This is a genomic window from Micromonospora sp. NBC_00898 (assembly GCF_045207895.1).
Taxonomy (GTDB): Bacteria; Actinomycetota; Actinomycetes; order Mycobacteriales; family Micromonosporaceae; genus Micromonospora.
Window position 1 is genome coordinate 5,496,606 of the sequence record NZ_CP108775.1, and the last position, 19,237, is coordinate 5,515,842.

Sequence of the window (19,237 nt, forward strand, 5' to 3'; positions counted from 1 at the left end):
TCTATTCCAAGGGGTCAGTGGTCGTATGCGGTCAGGGACCGTAGGACTGGCTGGCCGGTGTGCCAGTTGTGCCAGATCACGGCGGTGAGTGCGAGGATGCGTTGCAAGACGCGTACGGCCACGCCGGCGGGGGTCCGTCCGCCGTGTCGTTCGAGGTCGAGTTGGCCTTTGAAGGTTTGGTTGACCGACTCGATGCTCTGGCGCAGGGCGCGTAGCAGTGCCCGTCCGGGGCGTGGCGGTTCGGTGCGGTAGGCGGGGCGGATCATGGTGACGCCGCGTTCGGTCAGCTGCTGTTCGATGGCGGCGTCGCGGTAGCCCTTGTCGACGATCAGGATCAGCCCGTCGGGGTGGGTCAACAGGCCGTTGTCCAGGTCGAACAGGTCGACCAGGACCTCGCGTTCGTCGGTCTTGGCGGTGGTCAGGGCGAACGCGACGGGCAGGCCGTGCACGGTGGTGACCAGGTGTAGGCGCAGTCCCCAGAAGCGGCGGGAGTGGGAGGCGCAGTAGCCGTAGCTGGCCCAGCCGGCCAGGTCAGAGCGTTTCACGGTCTCGCGGGAGCGTCCGCACTCCACCGGGGTGGAGTCGGCGATGCGCACCGGGTGCTGCCACAGGTCGGTGTCCAAGGTCAGCAGCCGGATGAAGTGGGTGATCTGCGAGGTCAGGGTACGTAGTCGCTTGTTGTATCCGGGCTGTTTGGGCAGGTCGGGAAACAGGTGGAGCAGGTTGTTGCGGGCGTAGCGGATCCACCGGGCTTCCTTGTGGTACCCCAGCACGGACTGCAACACCGCAAGGGTGATCAACTCCGCGTCGGTGATCTTCGGACCGATACCGACCGCTGGCCGCCACCGGTTGAGCTGGGGTGACGCCTTCAACTCATCGTCGATCTTCACGTAGAGTGCGGTGGCGAGGGTGTCCCGATCGACGTGCACGTGGCCTCCATGGTCATCGTTGCTCAGCAACGTCGATCATGGACACCCTCGCTCTTGTTCGCTGCCCCGCACCCCTTGGAATAGATCGTCTAGTGGCCTGTGGACGGCACGGCCCGCCTGCGCTGCCTCACCCGTTACAGGCGTTTCGCCATCTGTTGGGTCGAGACCTCGTAGCCGCATGTCTGGTACAGCGAGATCGCGGGCTCGTTGTGACCAAACACGTTAAGCCCAAGCTGAGTAGCACCCGCCTCCCGTGCCACCGCCTCTACGGCCGCGAGGATCGCTCTCCCGTAGCCGGATCGTCGGTAGGGCTCTTCCACGCTGATGTCGTAGAGCCACGCTGTGTCGGTCGTCTTGGTTCGTGGCTCCTCCAGCCCGACCCACGCGTAGCCGACGACCTGACCTATGGTGCTCTCGGCTACCAGAAGGCGATGGCGTTCCGTCGCCAGCCCCTGGGGCAGAAACTTGATGTTTGACATGATCCTGAAGACGCGTCCGCGGGGCCCTCACGGTCCGCGACAGGTGCGTGCATCACGGCATGTGCGTGCGTTCGTGGGTGGTGTCGGTTGGGGACGACCGTCGTCGTTACCAACTCGGCTTTGCGAGCTACACAGCCCCTTCACGCCTTTTGGTCTTCGGGTTCTGTTTGAGATTGCGAGCCTGGTCGGTAACGACGGCTAGGAAGGCCGCGAGCGCGGGAGCTGGGGGGCCGTCTCGGAGGACAACGACCAGTCGACGTCCGAGCTTCTCCTCGGCGACGTCACGAATCGCAAGGGCTGGGTCTGCCGCGGGCAGTGTCAGCGCCGGCAGCAGCGCGACGGCTCCGGTGGTGCGCACGAGTTCGAGCTGGACGTCCGCGTCGCTGGACCGGTGCCGCACGTCGGGCTCGTAGCCGCCGATGGACCGGCAGCTTCCCACGACCATGTCGTGATGGCCGGTGCCCGCGTCGGAGGCCACCCAGACCTCTTGCCGCAGCGTGGACAATGCGATGGGTCCTCCATGCTTGGCCAGCCGATGCCCGGGTGACAGGACCAATTTCAGTGGCTCCTCGTGCAGTAGCGTGAACCGTAGCCCTGCCGGCCGGGGGCGTGGGTGACCGTCGTACTCGTCGCTGATCACCAGGTCGACCGCTCCGAGCCGCAGTCCTGGTAATGCCTGTTCGAGTTCGAGCTCGGAGACCTCGGTGCGTACCTGGGGGTGCTCGACCATCATGCGTGCCACTGCGGGAACCAGCAGGCGACGAGCCGCTGACTGCAGACCGCCGGCGCGCACGGTGCCCCGCACCTCACCGGTCAGTGCGGCCAGGTCCGCTGACGCCGCCTCGGCTGCTGTCAGCAGGACTCGGGCGTGCTGTGCGAGCAGACGCCCGGCGTCGGTGAGCCGTACACCACGGCCGGCCTTCTCGAGCAGGCGCGCGCCTACCTCCTTCTCCAGAACGCTCAACTGCTGGGACACCGAGGAAGGGCTGTAGCCGAGAGCCAAGGCCACCGCGCCCAGGGTCCCTCGTTCCTCGAGCTCGCGGAGCAGACGGAGCCGACGAAGATCCAGCGTTACCATGCAGAAATACTAACGAATCAGGTCCACATATCGTCACTGGACCTGGAGTGTGCGGGCGCCGATCCTCTAGGACATGGGTCCCGCACTGTGCCTTCTGTCAGCCGTGTGCTTCGGCGCCATGGCGATCTTCGGGAAGCTCGCGTATGCCGCGGGCGTCTCGCCTGAAGCGCTGCTCTTGGTGCGCTTCGGCTTTGCCGCCAGCATGCTGGCGATGCTGCTGCTCCTGCGACCGGGTCTGCGGCGCGACCCTGCGAGCCCAGACCGAAGGACGGGTCCCGCTCGAGTGACCCTGGGTCTGCTGGTGACAGCCCTCGGCCTGGGCGCCGTCGGGTACGCCACCCAGGCATCCTTGTATTTCGCGGCCTTGGAGCTGATGGACGCCTCGCTGCTGTCCCTGGTCTTCTACACCTACCCGCTGCTGGTCACCCTCACGGCCGTTCTGCTGGGCCGGGACCGCCTGACACCCGGCCGCTGCGTCGCACTGGTGGCCGCCTCCTGCGGGACGCTGCTCGTCCTCCTCGGTACCGGCGGTGTGGACTTCCACCCGCTCGGGGCGACCCTGGCGTTCGGCGCCGCTGTCACCTACACCGTCTACATCCTCGTTGCTGACACCGTCGTGCACCGGCTGCCACCGGTGATGCTGTCCGCGCTGGTGATGGCAGGGGCCGCCCTCACCCTGGGCGCACGCGCCCTCGTGAGGGGCGGGGTCGACCTCAGCTTCGGGCTGCAGGGATGGTTCTGGCTCGCGTGCATCGCGGTCGTCTCCACCGTCTTGGCGATGCTGACCTTCTTCGCCGGCCTGCGGCGGACGGGCCCTTCGACTGCAGCCATCCTGTCGACGTTCGAACCGGTCGTCACCACGGCGCTGGCGGCGCTCACGCTCGACGAGATCCTCACCCCCGTGCAGATAACGGGTGGCCTGCTCGTCCTGTCGTCCGTGGCTGCCCTACAGGTGCACAGGGCACGCCCCGGGCACCGCGGCGCAGTGCCACGCCGGCTGCCGATCCGACCTCGACGCCGCGAGGCAGCCGGTCTCGATCAGCTAGAAGCAGTGCCCGCAGGCATGCCCGGGCGGTCAGAATGCCCCTGAGCTGAAGGACTTGATTCGCGGTCGGTGCCGTCTGGGTGTACCTAGCTCGGGAGGTCCTGGGCGGCGCGGACGATGAGTCGCCGGGCGTCTTCACCGGTGACGGCTTCGTTCCAGAGTCGCTCGATGGCCTTGGCGTAGGTGGCGGCTTCGTCGTCGCGGTAGGTGGTCTCGCCGATGAAGGTTTCCACGATGGCGACGTCGTCGTACATCTGGAAGGAGTTCTGCGGGGTGGTGGCGAGGGGGACGCCGAGAGGCAGGATGCCGAAGCGGATGTTCGGTACGCCAACGACGGTTTGCAGCCGGTCGAGCTGGCCGCGCATGGCGTCGGGCGGGGGCAGTAGCCACCGCAGTACAGGTTCGGCGAGCAGGAATTCGAACCGTTTGCTGGTGTCGTAGAGGAGGTGCTGGCGCTGCATGCGGGTGGCTACGGCGGCGTCGACGTCGGCGGTGTCGAGGTTGTGCAGCTCGACCATCTCGGCCAGGACGCGGCGGGCGTAGTCGGCGGTCTGGAGCAGCCCTGGTACGTACACGGTCTCGAAGTGCCGGATCAGGCGTGACTCGGCGACGAACTGGTTGTAGCTGTCCTGGACGGCGGCCTGGCCTTGACGCATCCGGCGGCGCCAGCCGCGGTGCACGCGCCAGCCGCCGGGCGTTCTGCGTGGCCGGAGCGGAGCGGCAGCGGAGTGCAGGCCGCGCGCCCTGGCGGCGGCGCGTGCGGCCCGTTCAGGGCCGCCTTGAGACGTACAGAAACTTTGCACAACATCGCCGGCAGCCCGCTGTCCGACTCCGGTTGATTCGTGACACGGTGGCTTCAGTTGATGGGTGACGCTCCGCCGCGTGTTGGTGGCGTCGGCGGAGGGGAGGTACGGGTTGTGCTCACCGGTGCTGGGCGGTCACGTGTCGCTGGGGCGGTGGGGACCTGGTGGGGAGATCGGTGCGGGGTGCCGTCGTACACGAATATTGTCGGCGATGACGATGCCGGTGAGGACCGTGCCGGCAGCGAAGCCGTTGACGAGCGGTGGCAGGAGCAGCATCGGCGGCAGGAGGCAGGCGAGGGCGAGTAGCCCGATGACACAACTTCTATAAACGCGGCCGAACACCAGGTAATCCAGGAGGGTCCGACCGGCGAGGAACAGCGCGGTACCGCCGAGGATGGTGACGGTCGCGGTCGCTCGTGGACGGCCTAGCGGGTCGTCGATGACCAGTTCGGCGCCGACCGACGCGGCGACGAGGCTGGCGAGCATGACCAGGTGTGCGTAGGACACCAGGGTGCCGAGAAGGTCGGGGTTGGCTGAGGCCTTGATGGCCGGCCCGATGTCTTCTCCGGCGCGAAAAATGTAGATCCGCCATATCAACGCTGTGACGGCGAATGTCACCACGAACGCCACGGTCTCGTCGGTAGCAAAGCCGCGACCGGTGAGGGTCGATCCGATGGCCAGAACGACTTCGCCGAGGGCGATGACGAACAGTGCCCGGTAGCGGTCGGCCAGATACTCGCCGGCCGGCAACTGCGCACCGGCCAGGCGCCTGAGTCCTGGCAGGGGGTAGCTGAACCACCGTGCGACGTAGATGAGGGCAACCGCGAGCGTCCACAGCGCCGTACGTGCTGTGCCCGAGGCGACCGCCCCGGCCAGCCAGGGCACCGCGGTGGCGGCGTGCCAGATCGCCGCCCGCCCAACAAAATTTTGCAGCTCGTGGCCTCGCAACAGGAGCACGACGAACAGATTGCGGCCGATCTGGATGGCAAGGTAGGTGACCGCGAAGATCAGGCCGGTCTTGCCGAACGCTTCGGGGACCGCCGCGGAGAGCACCAGGGCACCCACCATGGTGGCGAGGACCAGCAGTTGTACCGGCGGCCGCCGCGGGTTCAACTGTGCGGTTGCCCGCGCGGTGAGGGACCACACCAATCCGATGGCCAGCAGCAGCACCAGTGCCTGGAACGCGCCGGACCAGGTCAGGTTGTTGAGCAGCTGCTGGGCGAGCGCGCGGAGCGCAAAGATGAACACGACATCGAAGAACAGCTCCAGAAACGACGCCCGCGCGACGTCCTCGAGCTTGCGAAGCAGTCCGTTTGTGCCATTCGTCGTCACCGGCTGGTCCCGCTCCTACCGATCTTGGATCGGTATTAGCGTATCCGTCCGCTTTCGCTCCTGTGGACAAGTCCCGAGCTCTCCCTCAAGATCGTCTAGCCGGCAGTGTCACGGATCATGTGACATCGATCCGTCACCTATCAACTGATGCCCGGCATCGCCGGCAGTCCGGTGTCCGGTCTCGGGACCTGCGTGACAAATCGATATCTGGACCTACGTGACACTCCGCCGAGGGCTGGTGCAGTTGAGGGCGGCGCAGGTTGGCAGAGGCGGTGGTTAAGTGTCGAGCATGACGGACCTTGAGGGCGTGATCAGATCGCTGCTATTCCGGCATCAACCGGAGCCGCCGCCTGCCAGTAGCGTCGAGCGGCTTGGCGACGGGGCTCTCCACGTCGACTACCACGACCCTGATCATGTCTACCTTGTTACCGTCAGCCAGGTCCCGCGAATCCGCTTGCCGCTTCAGCGCCCGTTGGCGGTGGGCGAGGTCGGCGGGGTACGGGCACAGCTTGTGCAGGTCGCTTTGGCCAACCACATCGAGGTAACGCTCGACGCCGAGCAAGGCCCATCGCGCCAGGCAGGGTTGAGCGACTTCTTGGATCGCTACGAAAATTGGGGGCAGCGAGCCGACCCCGAGTCGCCGCCGCCCCAGTGGCCCGCGGAGGCGTTCACGCGCCTGATTCCTGGGGTATCCGACGACATCGATACGCCCTACCGCCTCGCCTCAGGACAGGCTGGCGGGTCCGGGACAGAGTGGGAAGTGCACTGGTCGTTCTTGCCGACCCCGCCTGTGGAAGCGCGTCTCCTGACGCTTCGCTTCTCGCCTCCAAGCGGAACGCCCGTAAAGATCGACCTGCCGCTGCCGCCGGCCAGCGCGCAGTCCGCCCCGGGCACCTGACCGCACGGATTACGAGGACCACAAGATCGTTTAGCCGGTCGTGTCACGCACGTCCCGAGACTGATCGGTCGCGGAGGTCCTGAGACCCGACATCGCCGGCAGTCCGGCCGGCCTTCCGGGCGACGACCGCCGCCGGTTGCCCGGGTCAGGTGTCGGTCGGCAGCGTCCGGCGGCTGCACGCCAATCTCCGACGGGCGCTTAATGTCGCCGTCCGATGGCAACTGATCCACGTCAACCCGGCTTCGCTGGTCGAGCCCCCCTCGTTACCTCACGTAGAAGTCCGCCCCTACTCCCTCGGCGAGGCCCGGAAGTTCCTCAAGGCCGTCGAAGGCTTGCGACTGGAGGCCCGTTGGCTCATCGGGATCGCGCTCGGGCTTCGGCAGGGCGAGGTTCTTGGCTTGCGTTGGGATGACGTCGACCTAGTCGCCGGCACGCTCCGGGTGCGGGGGCAGCTGCAACGCGATCCCGACACGGGCGGCTTGGCCTTCGTCGAGACGAAAACCGCGCGGTCCCGTCGGACATTGCCGCTGCCGCCCACAGTGTTGGCGGCCCTACGCCGCCATCATGAGCGCCAGGCGGAGGAACGTCTCGACGCCGACAGTTGGGCCGACCCTGGCCTGGTCTTCGCGACCAGCGTCGGCACCCCGATCCACCCACGCAACGACTACCGCTCGTTCCGGGAGATCATCCGACAGGCCTGTCTGCGGCAGGTTCGGCTGCACGACCTACGGCACACGGCGGCGAGCGTCCTCCTCGCCCAGGGCGTGCCCGCCCGCGTGGTCATGGAAATCCTCGGCCACTCGCAGATCAGCGTGACGCTCAACATCTACGCACATGTCGCCCCCGAGATCGCGCGGGAAGCGGCGGCACGGCTGGAGGGGGCGCTGTGGTCGAGTGAGTGACATGTTGGCTGCTCGTTTGGCTGCTCGGCTCTCCAACGCCACGGAAAAGGCCCAGGTCATGATCGGCGATCTAGCCGGTGACCTGGGCCTTCCTCTGGAGCCGCCTGACGGAATCGAACCGTCGACCTACGCATTACGAGATCAAACTGCCCGTGCCGCCGACCTGGGCGCATGGGGGTCTGGCAGCGGAAATCCTTCCGACATCCCTCAACGCCTCCCCATCGTCTGTGGACCTCTTGCGGACTGGATGCGGACCGCCTCTGCTAGGCGGACGGGGACGGGGCCTCCAGTGGGCGGCCGGCGGCGCGTCGAGCGTCCGCGACGGCGACCCCGAACAGCACGACCGCAGCGGCGATGGCGGCGAGCAGCGGCGGGCCGAAGAACAGCGGCGGCGCCAGCAGGACCAGAACGCCGATGCCGACGAACCGGCGCACGGCGAGCCGGTTGAAGACGACCCGTTCCAGCCGACTGCGGCCGAACAGGAAGAGCGCCGGCCCGCCGAGGATGACCACGAGCCAGGCCGGCACGGAGGGCCCGGCGGGATGCGCCAACACGATTTCCGAGCCAGCCGCGGCCAAGGTGATGCCGAGCACCATGAGCAGATGGGCCACGCCGACGATCCCGCCGGCAGCTGCCCGGTTCGACGACATCTCGACGGCCTCGGCCAGCACCTGGCCAGCGCGATAGAAGTAGATCCGCCACATCAGCACGGACGACAGGAACGTGACCACCAGGGCCGCCTTTGCGGCGAGCGTGGCGGGGTGGTTGGCGTAGGTGAGGCCGATGGACAGCACCGTCTCGCCGAGCGCGATCAACAACAGTTGCTGGTAGCGCTCGGGGAGGTATCGGCTGCTGGACATCGCCCACGCGCTGGTCGGTGGTCGGCCCATGCCGGGTACCGGCCATCTGACCCGCGCCACGACCATGTCCACGGTGATGGCGATCAACCACAGGGCCAGCCGGTGGTTTCCGCGCATCGCCGCCCCGGCGAGCCAGATGACGCCGGAGATGCTGGCCCAGATGGCCAGGCGGGTGTAGAGCGCCCGTACGTTCTCGTGCTCCCGTAACAACGGCCGGAGCACCAAGGGGCGTCCGATGTGCAGCACCACGTACACAATGGCGAAGGTGGCGCCGCGTTGCTCGAACTCGTACAGGGACGTCGCCATGATCAGCAGGCCGAACGCGCTGACCAGGACCAGCAGCTGAATCCAGCCGTTGCGGTAGTCGAACCGGCTGGTGAGGTACGCGGTGGTCGTCCACAGCCACAGCAACGGCAGGGCAAGAACGACCGTGTACAGCAGCGACAGCCAGCGCACGCCCACGTTGTCGGAGAGAAGGTCCGGCCCCATCCGGCTGACGACCCCGACCAGGGCGAAGACCAACACCAGGTCGAAGAACAGCTCCAGGAAGCTGGCCTGCTGGGCGTCCTCCTCGCCGCGCATGATGCCCCCGGTCTGCGCCGGCTCCGATGGTCGCCCCATCCGCCCATGGTCGCGGGAGGATCGGCTTGCGTGCACCGATTCGCCCGTTTCATCGACCGGCGGTGACGGCGGTAAAGGCTGGCGCGAGCCGGGCACGGATGACACCTGCGCCGATCGGTCGACGTTTGTGGGCGCCCAGCTGAGCAAGAGAGCGGATCTCCTCGTCGGGCAGTCGCAGACCGTCCAGCCTTCTCGGACGGGGACCAGGTGGAGCGCCCTACCGGACGAACGACCTGGTCCCCGTCCGAGAAGGCTGGTAGCCCTTGGGTGCCCGGCGAGGAGATCCGCGGGGAGTTGGTCGAGGGGACGCCGAAGAACCACCAGCGCCGGTCCGTGCCGATCCCGCGCTTCCTCGTCGACGAGCTGGCCGCACACGTCGCCGGGAAGCGTCGGGACGCGCTGGTGTTCACCGCGCCGAACGGCGGGCCGCTGCGCAACACCAACTTCCGGTCGCGGGTCTTCGCGCCGGCGGCGGCGTCGGTTGGGCTGGCTGGGCTGACTCCGCACGATCTTCGGCACACGGCGGCGAGTCTGGCGGTGGCTGCGGGCGCCAACGTCAAGGCGGTGCAGCGGATGCTGGGGCACGCCTCGGCGTCGATGACGCTGGACGTGTACGCAGGTCTGTTCGGTGACGACCTGGACGCGGTCGCCAACCGGCTGGACGAGGCGTTCGCCGCGCGGGATGCGGACGATTTGCGGACCGGTACCGCTGGCGGAGGAGTGATCGACCTCGGGAAACGGCGAAGCCCAGGCCGTTGACCTGGGCTTCTGTTCCGAGCCGCCTGACGGAATCGAACCGTCGACCTACGCATTACGAGTGCGTCGCTCTAGCCGACTGAGCTAAGGCGGCAACGATCGTCAAGTGTACGGCACACCCCCGCCCCGGGCCGAACGGGATCCCCGGGAACCGGAGCCGGACATCGAGGCACGTTCGGTCGTTCGCCGGACAGCGCTCGCCGACGGGCAGGACTACCCTGCGGCGGGTGAGCGACGATCACGTACCGGAGCAGCAGCCGATCCCCGAGGCGCATCCGGGCGAGCGGGCCGTCCGGCGCCCGCTCAGCACCGACCCGCTGGAGCTGGGCTTCACCCCGCGCAAGCCGGTGCCGTGGCTCGCGCCGTTCCTGCTGATCAGCACCGGCATCCGTACGCTGCTGGCGATGCTCTTCGGGGCGTACCTGGACAAACGGGAGTTGCAGAACGCGTTCGGCGACGGGATCTTCCGGCAGGTCGGTCCGGACGGCGGGCTCTGGCTGGACTACGTGGCCGACCTGGGCGACGGCTTCGACGCGACCTACTCGGTGGCCTACCTGCTCGCCCAGCCGGAGCTGACGGTGGACGGGCACCGGCTGCCCCGGGCGCAGACCCTGGTGATGGGCGGCGACCAGGTCTATCCGTCGGCGTCCTACGAGGCGTACGAGGACCGGTGCAAGGGGCCCTACCAGGCGGCGCTGCCGGTGGCGCCGGCCGAGCGCCCCACGCTCTTCGCGGTCCCGGGCAACCATGACTGGTACGACGGCCTGACCGCCTTCCTGCGGCTCTTCGTCCGCTCCCGGGACCGGCACTTCGCCGGCTGGGGCACCGGCCAGTCCCGGTCGTACTTCGCCTTGGAGCTCCCTGCGGGCTGGTGGCTGCTCGGCCTCGACGACCAGTCCGGGTCGTACCTGGACGACCCGCAGCTCACCTACTTCGATGAGGTGGCCCGCAAGCTCACCCCGCGGTCCCGGGTGATCCTGGCGGTGCCGGCGCCGACCTGGGTCAAGGCCGCGGACCACCCCACGGCGTACGACTCGATCGACTACTTCATCCGTACGATCATCGCGCCGACCGGGGCCCAGGTGCGGCTGCTGGTCTCCGGCGACCTGCACCACTACGCCCGCTACACCGGCCCGGACCGGCAGCTGATCACCTGCGGTGGCGGGGGCGCCTACCTCTACCCGACCCACAAGCTGCCGGAGCAGCTGGAGGTGCCGCCGCGGGACACGCTCTCCCGCCGCGCCAGCCGCACCCGCCCGTACGACCTGGTGGCCCGCTATCCCGACAAGGACCGTTCCCGGCGCTACGGCTGGGGCATCTTCGCCCGGCTGCCGTTCCGCAACCCGGGCTTCACTACCCTGCTCGGCACCTTGCACACGCTGCTGATGCTGGCGATGGCCGGGGTCACGGCGAACCGGGTGGGCACCACCGAGCAGCGGCTGCTCAGCGTACCGCTGGTGTTCATGCTGGTGGTGACGCTGCTGAGCGCGGCGTTCTTCGCCAAGCCGCCCAGCGCGGGCGGGAAACGGCACGCCCGGCACTGGATCCTCGGCGTCGGCCACGGTCTGGCGCACGTCGCGCTGGCCGCCGCGGCCACCTGGGCCTGGCTGGAACTGCCCCTGTACGACTGGCCGTGGCCGCTGCCCGCGGTCGCCGCGGCGGTCGTCTACGGTCCGGTGATCGGTCTGGTGTCCAGCCAGGTGGTGGCGCTGTACCTGCTGGTCGCGGGGGCGTTCGGGGTGAACGTCAACGAGCTCTTCGCCGGCCAGGGCATCGAGGACTCGAAGTCCTTCCTGCGCATGCGCATCGACCCCGACGGCACCCTGACCCTCTACCCGATCGCCGTGGACAAGGTCTCCCACGCCTGGCAACTCAACCCCGACGACTCCCCCACCGCCTCCTGGCTGACCCCCAAGACCCCCCTCCGTTACCGCCTGGCCGAACCCCCCATCACCCTCACCTGACACCACGCCACCCCGCCATCCCCACAGCGTTGATCATGAAGTTGTTGCTGCGACACGCCGACGCGGGCGACAACAACTTCATGATCACCGAGGCAGGGGGTGGGGCGGAGCGGGCGGGGAGGGGTGGGGTTAGGGGGTGTATTGCTGGTCGTGGGCTTGGCGGGGGGCGCAGACGGCGGCTCGGCTGCAGGAGCAGCGGGAGCCGTCGGCGTCCAGGCGGACCGTCACCGAGTCCTTCGGGACGCTGTGGCCGACGACCTTGCCGTCGCCCTCCGGGGTGGTGACGCGGCTGCCGATCGCCGGGGCTGACTCCTGGAACCGCTGGTAGAGCGGGTGCTCGTACTTGAGGCAGCACATCAGCCGGCCGCAGGCGCCGGAGATCCGCAGCGGGTTGAGCGGCAGGTCCTGGTCCTTGGCCATCCGGATGGTGACCGGCTCGAAGTCGTTGAGGAAGGTCGCGCAGCACAGGTCACGGCCGCAGGAGCCGATCCCGCCCTGCACCCGCGCCGAGTCCCGGGCGGAGAGCTGCCGCAGCTCCACCCGGCAGCGCAGGGTGGCCCCGAGGTCGCGGACCAGGGAACGGAAGTCGACCCGGTGTGGCGCGGTGAAGTAGACGGTGGTCCGGTCGCTGCCGGTCTCCGGCTCGCCGAGCACGTGGTCGATCGCCACCACCTTCATCGGCAGGCCGTGCTCCCGGATGAGCCGCTTCGCGGCGACCTTCGCCTCGGCCTTGCGCCGGCGCAGCAGCTCGTCGCGGTGCAGGTCCTCCTCCTGGGCGAGCCCGGCCAGCCTGGGGAACCCGTCGGTGTCCTCGCTGACCCACTGCGCGGCCCAGACGCACTCGGCCACCTCAGGCCCGTCGTCGGTGGGCACCAGCACCCGGTCGCCCACCTGCGGACGCAGCTCGCCCGGGTCCAGGTAGTAGAGGCGCCCGTACCGGTTGAAGCTGACCGCACAGAGCATGCCCATGCCCCTCACCCTACGATGCGGCGGCCGGTCCGGCCCGGCCGGGCGTCGCCGGACGGTCACGGCGCGCAGCGATCCACGATCGTCGACTCGACCGACGGGCCCCCACCCCGCCGGGCCGTTGATCCTCGCCCGGACGGCTGAATCCCGACCGACACCCGGGACAAACGGCGACCGACGGCGTTGAGTGAAGGCAGACCTGCGGGGGGTGCAGGGGAAGGCCACGGCGTCGCCGCCGGAGCCCGGTCACGCCGGCCGGCGCGCGGCGCCGTGGCCCGTGCTGCGTCCGTCGTCGAGCCGGCTCAGCGCCCGATCCGGGTCGTCCCGCCGTACCGGGGCGTGGCGACCGCATGCTCCCGCCAGGTCGTCTCGACCAGGCTCGGCGACCACTGACGCAGCAGCGTCTCCGCGCCGTCGTACGCCACCCCGAGCACCCCCAGCACCCGGGCCGCGATCTCGGCCGCCACGTACGCACCGACCGGGCCGGCGTCGCCCGGCGAGCGGGTGGCCGCGAGCACGGTGACCGCCTCGGCGGACCGCAGCACGTCGGCCAGCGCCCGGGCCAGGGCGAGCCGGCTGCCCTCCACCCAGTCGGCGAGCGCGTCGGCGTAGCCGGCGGTCGACTCCAGCCGCCCCACCAGGCTCTCCGGCCCCTCGTCGAGATGCCGGAGCAGGGCGCCGCGCGCCTCGTCGTACGCCGAGGCGGCCGGCCCGGACCAGGCGACCGGGTCGGTGAGCGTGGCGCAGGCGTCGTCGTACGCCCGGACGAGCCGGCGCACCACGTGGCCGGCGGTCGCCAGCGGCGCGGGATGCAGGTCGAGGAACTCGCGCACGGCGTCGCCGGGGAGCACCTGCATGCGGCGCAGCAGCGGCCAGAGCCGGTGCCCCTCCGGCGCGCCGGCGGCGAGCAGCGTGTCCACCCGGGCGAGCAGGTCGAGGCCCGGTTCGGCGAGGCGGTCCAGGGCGTCCATCAGCCCTCCCCGGCGAGCCGCCGCCGGGCGGTGTCGTCGACGGCGGCGTACCGGTCGGCGGCGCTCCGCAGCGCGGCCGCGGCGGCGGCCAGCCGGGCGGCGGCGGCGTTGGCCTCCCGGGCCCGGTCGTCGGTGGCCGCGGTCCACCGCCGGTGCAGGGCGCGGCCGATCTCGCCGGGGCGGCCGGCCGCCTGCGCGCCGAAGGCCGGGTGGGCCGGGTCGCTGGCGGTGACGGCGTGGGACAGGCCGGCCAGGGTGGCGCTCGCCTCGTCCAGCCGGGCGGCGAGGGCGTGCAGGGTCTCCATGTCACGCCCCCGCGAGCGGCCGGTACGCCGCGAAGGTCTCGTTGTGCAGCTTCTCCCGCGCCCACCGGGCGGCGTCGGCGGCGGCGGTCACCGCGGCCTGCACCGAGCCGGCGACGTCCCGCGGGCTGCGGGCGTGCAGCGGGCCGAGGAAGCGCACGTCGGTGATCCGCCCGCCGGCGGTCACCACCACCTCGACCAGCCCGTCGGGCGAGCGGACGGTGACCTCGACCGTGGCCACCGCCTGGTCGAACTCGGCCTGCAGGGACTCGATGCGCCGGTAGCGCCGCACCGCCTCCTCGATCCAGGCCTCGTCGATCTCCCCGCGCGGCATCGGCGGACTCCTCCCGGCAGACCCCTCACTGAGCGTGCCGCCACGGTCACCACGGCACACCGGACCGTACCGCACCTCAATCGCGCCTGTCGATGACCTGTGGATGAACGGGAGGGGTGTCAACCCTTCCAGAGGGCGAGCATCATCGCCTCCACCGCGATCCGCGGCTTCACGTTCGCCTCGATCGCCGCCCGGCACTCCAGCACGGCCTCCAGCCGGCGCAGCGCCCCCTCGGCGTCCCACTTCTGCGCGCCCGCCCCGGCCAGCGCGGCGGTGTCGGTGTGCACCGGCGCGACCGGCGCCCGCAGCGCCATGGTGAGCGCGTCCCGGTAGAAGCCGGCCAGGTCGACCAGCGCCCGGTCCAGGGCGTCCCGCTGGGCCCGGGTGGCCCGCGACTTCTGCCGCTTCTCCAGGTCCTTGAGCTGGCCGGCGGCGCCGCGCATCGCACCGGCCGCGCCCCGGCCGGTGCCACCCGCGCCGAGCGCGGTCTGCAACGCCGCCCGTTCCGCCTCGTCGATCTCGGTGACCGACGCCGCGGCCTCCGCCTCGGCCGCCTCGATCAGTGCGGAGGCCGCGTCGAACGCGGCGCCCACCCCGGTCAGCCGGCGCGGCACCGCGAGCACCGCGTCGCGCCGCTGTCGCGCCTCCGGGTCGCGGGCCAGCCGCCGGGCCCGGCCCACGTGCCCCTGCGCGGCCGCCGCGGCCCATTCCGCCACGTCGGGCGCGATCCCGTCCCGGCGTACGAGGACCTCGGCGACCGCCGCCGCCGACGGCTGCCGCAGCGGTACGACCCGGCAGCGCGACCGGATGGTCACCGAGATGTCGTCCGGGTGGGTGGACGGGGCGCAGAGCAGGAAGACCGTCCGCGGCGGCGGCTCCTCGATGGCCTTGAGCAGGGCGTTCCCGGCCGCCTCGGTGAGCCGGTCGGCGTCCTCGACGATGACCACCTGCCACCGCCCGCCGGACGGGGTGCTGGCCGCCCGGAGCACCAGCGCGCGCATCTCGTTGACGCCGATGGACAACCCCTCCGGGACCACCAGCCGCACGTCGGCGTGGGTGCCGGTCAGCGTGGTGTGGCAGCCGGGGCAGGCGCCGCAGCCGGTGCCGTGCACGCACTGCAACGCTGCGGCGAACGCCCGCGCGGCCACCGAGCGGCCGGAGCCGGGCGGCCCGGTGAAGATCCAGGCGTGGGTCATCCCCGCCCCCGGTTCCCGCCCGGGCGCGGCCGGTTCCGCGGCGGCCTCGGCGAGCGCGTCCAGCTCGTCGGGCTCGGCCGCGGCGGCAGGGCCGGCGGCGGAGGCGCGCAGCAGGGCGGCGGCCGAGGCGGCGGCGCGGCGCAGCGTGTCGACGGCCTCGTCCTGCCCGACCAGGTCGGCGAAGGCGTCCGGCATCAGCTGGGGGGCTCCATCGTCACCAGCTCCGCGTCGGATAACTCCGGCTGCACCGTGGTGTCCGGGCCGTGCGCCGGGCGCGGGTGCACGATGGCGGCCGGGTCGACCAGGAACTCCTCCACCCGCCGGGCCACCGCGTCGGCGATCTCCTCGACCGGACGGGAGGCGTCGAGCACCAGGTAGCGCTTCGGGTCGGCGGCGGCCAGGTCGAGGAAGGCGTACCGGACCCGCTCGTGGAAGGCGATCGACTCGGCCTCCAGCCGGTCGGCGCCCTCGCTGCGCGCCTCGACCCGGGCCAGCCCGGTGTGCGGGTCGACGTCGAGGAGCACCACCAGGTCGGGCTTGAGGCCGCCGGTGGCCCACGAGGAGAGCCAGGAGACCTCCTGCACCGGCAGCGTACGACCGGCGCCCTGGTACGCCAGGGAGGAGTCGACGTACCGGTCGCTGATCACCACCGCGCCCCGGACCAGCGCCGGGCGGACCACGGTGGCGACGTGGTGCGCCCGGTCCGCGGCGTAGAGCAGCGCCTCGGCGCGCGGCGACGGCGCCTCCGCGCCGGCGTTGTCCAGCACCAGCGAGCGGATCCGCTCGCCGACCCCGGTGGCGCCCGGCTCCCGGGTCACCACCACGTCCCGGCCCTGCTCGCGCAGCCGCTCGGCGAGCGCGAGGAGCTGGGTGGACTTGCCGGCGCCCTCGCCGCCCTCGAAGACCACGAAGAGCCCGTTGGAGACGAAGGGCTCGGCGGGCATCAGCGGACGGCCCCGGATCGAGCCCCAGAGGTCCGCCAGGACCGGCACGCCCTTCTTGTCGTCCATCTGGCCGAAGGCGCTGATCCCGGCGAAGATGCCGGCGGCGCCGGCGGCGAGCAGCAGCAGCCGGGTCGAGGAGACGGAGACGCCCAGGTCGGCGATGGTCAGCTGGCGCGACCCGCCGACGCCGACCAGCAGGCTGCTCAGCGCGATGGCCAGGATCAGCACCAGCCGGGTGCCGATCTGCACCACGGCGAAGACCCGGCCGCGTACCTCGTCGGCGACCTCGCCGCCGAGCAGCGTGGTGCCGGCGAGGAAGGCCATGCCGGCGCCCGCGCCGACCAGGATCGCGCCGAGGATCGCCATGGAGAGGTGGATGGCGAAGGCGAGCACCAGCACGGAGGCGCTGGCCAGCACGATGCTCATGCCGAACCACCGGCGCCGGGACATGTCCCGGACGATCATCGGCCCGGCCCCGATGCCGATGGCCAGCCCGATGAAGATGGCGCCGAAGAGCATGTAGAAGGCGGCGTCACCGGCGCCGAGCGAGGCGGCGAAGAACTTGGCCGTGCCGATGACGATGCCGCCGCCGGCGAACGCGCCGAAGATGCCGAGCACCAGGCCGCGGACCAGCGGCGTCTGCCTGATGAACTGCCAGCCCTCGGTGAACTGGCTCATCATGCTGTGCTCGGTGCGTTCCCGCTCGCCGGCCTGGGTCTGGCTGATCTCCTTGATGCCGAACGCCACCACCAGCGCGGTGGCCAGCCGGGAGAAGGCGTTGAACCAGAGGGCCAGCTGGGCCGGTTCCGCCCAGCCGGGCATCTCCCCGCCGGTGAGGCCCCGCACGCTGCGGTCGAGCGCCGCCAGGCCGATCGCGGCGGCGATCGGGGTCAGGCCGTACGTGGTGATCAGGGTGAGCTGGTTGGCGGTCTCCAGCCGGGCCCGCGGGATCAGGTTCGGGACCGCGGCCTCCTTGGCCGGGATCCACAGCAGGGTGACCGTCTCGATCAGGAAGGTGGCGACCGCCGCCCAGCTGACCACCACCCCGCCGCTGGCGCCGGTGAGCGCGAGCAGCGGGATCGAGGCGAAGAGCACGAAGCGCAGCAGGTCGCAGATGACCATCGTCCAGCGCCGGTCGAACCGGTCGGCGAAGACGCCGGCCACCGGGCCGAGCAGCAGCGCCGGCAGCAGCCGGACGGCGATCAGGCTGCCGAAGGCGGCGCCCTTCGCCGTGCTGCCGGAGACCTGCGCGGCGGCGAAGACCGACGTGGCGAGCAGGCCGAGCCAGTCGCCGAAGGAGGCCGCGCCGAGCACGATCCACAGCCGGCGGAACGGCCGGATGCGCAGCACCGAGCGGATCGCGGCGGCGCCGGACCGGTCGGTCTGGCTACCGGGCGACGACACGCCGGACGACTCGCCGTTCTTCTGGCTTTCGATGGCCGTACCTCCACGTGCCGGCCCAGAGCTGGGCATCCCCGGTGGAACACTCTAGTCCCGGTGGGGAGCGGCCCCACCCGCGACATTCGCCTGCTCGCCGAGCGTAGGCCGCCGGCACCGCCGGCCGCAGCCCGGACAGACGCGAGGGTATTTCGCATTGACGCCCAGACAGTTAGCGTGCAGACGTGGCCACCGAAAGTGACAGACTTCGCGATCGCCTGGACCGGGCGACCGCCCACCTCGACCCGCCGTACGCCGTGGTCGACCTCGCCGCCTTCGACGCCAACGCGACCGCGCTGGCCGGCCTGGCCGGCGGCAAACCGGTCCGGGTCGCCAGCAAGTCCGTGCGGTCCCGGGAGCTGCTGACCCGGGCGCTGGACCGGCCCGGCTGGCGGGGGGTGATGGCCTTCACCCTGCCCGAGGCGATCTGGCTGGCCCGGGCCGGCGTCTCGACCGACGTGCTGGTGGCGTACCCCACCGCGGACCGGGGCGGCCTCGCCGAACTGGCGGCCGACCCGGCGCTCGCCGACGCGGTGACGCTGATGGTGGACGGCACCGACCAGCTCGACCTGGCCGACGAGGTGTGCCCGCCCGGCCGCCGGCCGGCCCTGCGGGTCTGCCTCGACCTGGACGCCTCCTGGCGACCGCTGGGCGGCCGGGTGCACGTCGGCGTCCGCCGGTCCCCGGTGCACAGCGCCCGGGCCGCCGGCGCCCTCGCCGCCGCCGTCGCCAACCGGCCGGGCTTCCGGCTGGTCGGCCTGATGTCGTACGAGGCACAGATCGCCGGGCTCGGCGACGCGCCCCCCGGACAGGCCCTGCTGGGTACGGCGATCCGGGTGGCCCAGCGCGGGTCGTACCGCGAGCTGCTGGCCCGGCGGGCGGCGGCGGTCGCCGCGGTACGCGACCACGCCGACCTGGAATTCGTCAACGGCGGCGGCACCGGCAGCGTGGCCGCGACCAGCGCCGATCCCGCGGTCACCGAGGTCACCGCGGGATCGGGCCTGTACGGGCCGACGCTGTTCGACGCCTACCGCGCCTGGCGGCCCGTCCCGGCGGCCTTCTTCGCCTGCGCGGTGGTCCGCCGGCCGGCGCCCGGCCTGGCGACGGTCCTCGGCGGCGGCTGGATCGCCTCCGGCCCCGCCGCCGACAGCCGGCTGCCCCGTCCGTGGCTGCCCGCCGGGTTGAAGTTGCTCGGCCCCGAGGGGGCCGGCGAGGTGCAGACCCCGCTGACCGGCGCCGCGGCGGCCAGCCTGCGGGTCGGCGACCGGGTCTGGTTCCGGCACGCCAAGGCCGGCGAGCTCTGTGAGCACGTCAACGCGCTGCACCTGGTGGACGGGGACGTGGTGGTCGCCACCGTGCCCACGTACCGGGGTGAGGGCCGGGCGTTCCTCTGATCCGCCACCCGGCCCTCGCTGCCGGT

The 19,237-nt window shown here is 71.1% G+C and carries 17 protein-coding genes, 1 tRNA gene and 1 pseudogene; 6 read left to right on the forward strand and 13 right to left on the reverse strand.

Features of this window, described 5'->3' with window-relative positions:
• Nucleotides 1-14: 14 nt before the first annotated feature.
• The 3 genes and pseudogenes from OG799_RS26710 to OG799_RS26720 form a co-directional block, all read right to left on the reverse strand.
• Nucleotides 15-929: an IS982 family transposase gene (locus OG799_RS26710; RefSeq protein ID WP_406037067.1), complete on the reverse strand. Its 915-nt coding sequence runs from the start codon at nt 927-929 to the stop codon at nt 15-17.
• Between the two features lie 134 nt (nt 930-1,063).
• Nucleotides 1,064-1,396: pseudogene (locus tag OG799_RS26715) on the reverse strand (GNAT family N-acetyltransferase); the annotation flags it as partial.
• Between the two features lie 139 nt (nt 1,397-1,535).
• Nucleotides 1,536-2,486 (reverse strand): LysR substrate-binding domain-containing protein, encoded by a 951-nt coding sequence (locus OG799_RS26720; RefSeq protein WP_406038687.1) that lies wholly within the window; start codon nt 2,484-2,486, stop codon nt 1,536-1,538.
• A gap of 73 nt (nt 2,487-2,559) precedes the next feature.
• On the opposite strand from OG799_RS26720, the gene OG799_RS26725 reads away from it, so the two are divergent.
• Nucleotides 2,560-3,576 (forward strand): DMT family transporter, encoded by a 1,017-nt coding sequence (locus OG799_RS26725; protein ID WP_406038689.1) that lies wholly within the window; start codon nt 2,560-2,562, stop codon nt 3,574-3,576.
• A gap of 41 nt (nt 3,577-3,617) precedes the next feature.
• Here the strand turns inward: OG799_RS26725 and OG799_RS26730 are convergent, their stop codons facing one another.
• Together OG799_RS26730 and OG799_RS26735 are read right to left on the reverse strand one after the other, a co-directional pair.
• Nucleotides 3,618-4,187, reverse strand: coding sequence for a DUF5753 domain-containing protein (locus OG799_RS26730; protein WP_406038691.1), 570 nt, complete (start codon nt 4,185-4,187; stop codon nt 3,618-3,620).
• Nucleotides 4,188-4,469: 282 nt separating this feature from the next.
• The gene (locus tag OG799_RS26735; protein ID WP_406038693.1) at nt 4,470-5,666 is read right to left on the reverse strand and encodes a low temperature requirement protein A; all 1,197 of its coding nucleotides are present in this window, start codon (nt 5,664-5,666) and stop codon (nt 4,470-4,472) included.
• A 289-nt stretch (nt 5,667-5,955) separates the two neighbouring features.
• On the opposite strand from OG799_RS26735, the gene OG799_RS26740 reads away from it, so the two are divergent.
• Both OG799_RS26740 and OG799_RS26745 read left to right on the forward strand, forming a co-directional pair.
• On the forward strand, nt 5,956-6,564 hold the full coding sequence (locus OG799_RS26740) for a hypothetical protein (protein WP_406038695.1): 609 nt from the start codon (nt 5,956-5,958) through the stop codon (nt 6,562-6,564).
• Between the two features lie 149 nt (nt 6,565-6,713).
• Nucleotides 6,714-7,466, forward strand: a complete 753-nt coding sequence (locus OG799_RS26745) for a tyrosine-type recombinase/integrase (protein ID WP_406038696.1) — start codon at nt 6,714-6,716, stop codon at nt 7,464-7,466.
• A 263-nt stretch (nt 7,467-7,729) separates the two neighbouring features.
• Here the strand turns inward: OG799_RS26745 and OG799_RS26750 are convergent, their stop codons facing one another.
• The gene (locus tag OG799_RS26750) at nt 7,730-8,947 is read right to left on the reverse strand and encodes a low temperature requirement protein A (RefSeq protein ID WP_406038698.1); all 1,218 of its coding nucleotides are present in this window, start codon (nt 8,945-8,947) and stop codon (nt 7,730-7,732) included.
• Between the two features lie 267 nt (nt 8,948-9,214).
• Here OG799_RS26750 and OG799_RS26755 point away from each other — a divergent pair, with 267 nt between their 5' ends.
• The gene (locus OG799_RS26755; RefSeq protein WP_406038700.1) at nt 9,215-9,706 is read left to right on the forward strand and encodes a tyrosine-type recombinase/integrase; all 492 of its coding nucleotides are present in this window, start codon (nt 9,215-9,217) and stop codon (nt 9,704-9,706) included.
• A gap of 17 nt (nt 9,707-9,723) precedes the next feature.
• On the opposite strand, the gene OG799_RS26760 is transcribed toward OG799_RS26755, so the two are convergent.
• A tRNA-Thr gene (locus OG799_RS26760) sits at nt 9,724-9,797 on the reverse strand.
• 166 nt (nt 9,798-9,963) lie between these two features.
• On the opposite strand from OG799_RS26760, the gene OG799_RS26765 reads away from it, so the two are divergent.
• Entirely contained in the window at nt 9,964-11,667 is a 1,704-nt protein-coding gene (locus tag OG799_RS26765; protein WP_406046414.1) for a metallophosphoesterase family protein, read from the forward strand.
• 129 nt (nt 11,668-11,796) lie between these two features.
• Here the strand turns inward: OG799_RS26765 and OG799_RS26770 are convergent, their stop codons facing one another.
• From OG799_RS26770 to tmk, 6 genes are all read right to left on the reverse strand, one after another.
• Nucleotides 11,797-12,636: a stage 0 sporulation family protein gene (locus OG799_RS26770; protein WP_406038702.1), complete on the reverse strand. Its 840-nt coding sequence runs from the start codon at nt 12,634-12,636 to the stop codon at nt 11,797-11,799.
• A 299-nt stretch (nt 12,637-12,935) separates the two neighbouring features.
• A complete protein-coding gene (locus tag OG799_RS26775) occupies nt 12,936-13,604 on the reverse strand; it encodes a hypothetical protein (protein WP_406038704.1) in 669 nt (222 codons plus the stop codon).
• Nucleotides 13,604-13,909 carry a type VII secretion target gene (locus OG799_RS26780; protein WP_406038706.1) on the reverse strand — a complete coding sequence of 102 codons (306 nt, stop codon included), beginning with the start codon at nt 13,907-13,909 and terminating at the stop codon, nt 13,604-13,606. The genes OG799_RS26775 and OG799_RS26780 overlap by 1 nt, the downstream gene beginning before the upstream one ends.
• 1 nt (nt 13,910) lies before the next feature.
• The gene (locus OG799_RS26785; RefSeq protein WP_406038708.1) at nt 13,911-14,240 is read right to left on the reverse strand and encodes a YbaB/EbfC family nucleoid-associated protein; all 330 of its coding nucleotides are present in this window, start codon (nt 14,238-14,240) and stop codon (nt 13,911-13,913) included.
• A gap of 119 nt (nt 14,241-14,359) precedes the next feature.
• A complete protein-coding gene (locus tag OG799_RS26790; protein WP_406038710.1) occupies nt 14,360-15,631 on the reverse strand; it encodes a DNA polymerase III subunit delta' in 1,272 nt (423 codons plus the stop codon).
• On the reverse strand, nt 15,631-17,853 hold the full coding sequence (gene tmk, locus OG799_RS26795) for a dTMP kinase (protein WP_406038712.1): 2,223 nt from the start codon (nt 17,851-17,853) through the stop codon (nt 15,631-15,633). The genes OG799_RS26790 and tmk overlap by 1 nt, the downstream gene beginning before the upstream one ends.
• A 149-nt stretch (nt 17,854-18,002) precedes the next feature.
• Between tmk and OG799_RS26800 the strand changes: the two genes are divergently transcribed.
• A complete protein-coding gene (locus OG799_RS26800) occupies nt 18,003-19,211 on the forward strand; it encodes an amino acid deaminase/aldolase (RefSeq protein ID WP_406038714.1) in 1,209 nt (402 codons plus the stop codon).
• The last annotated feature ends 26 nt before the right edge of the window (nt 19,212-19,237 follow it).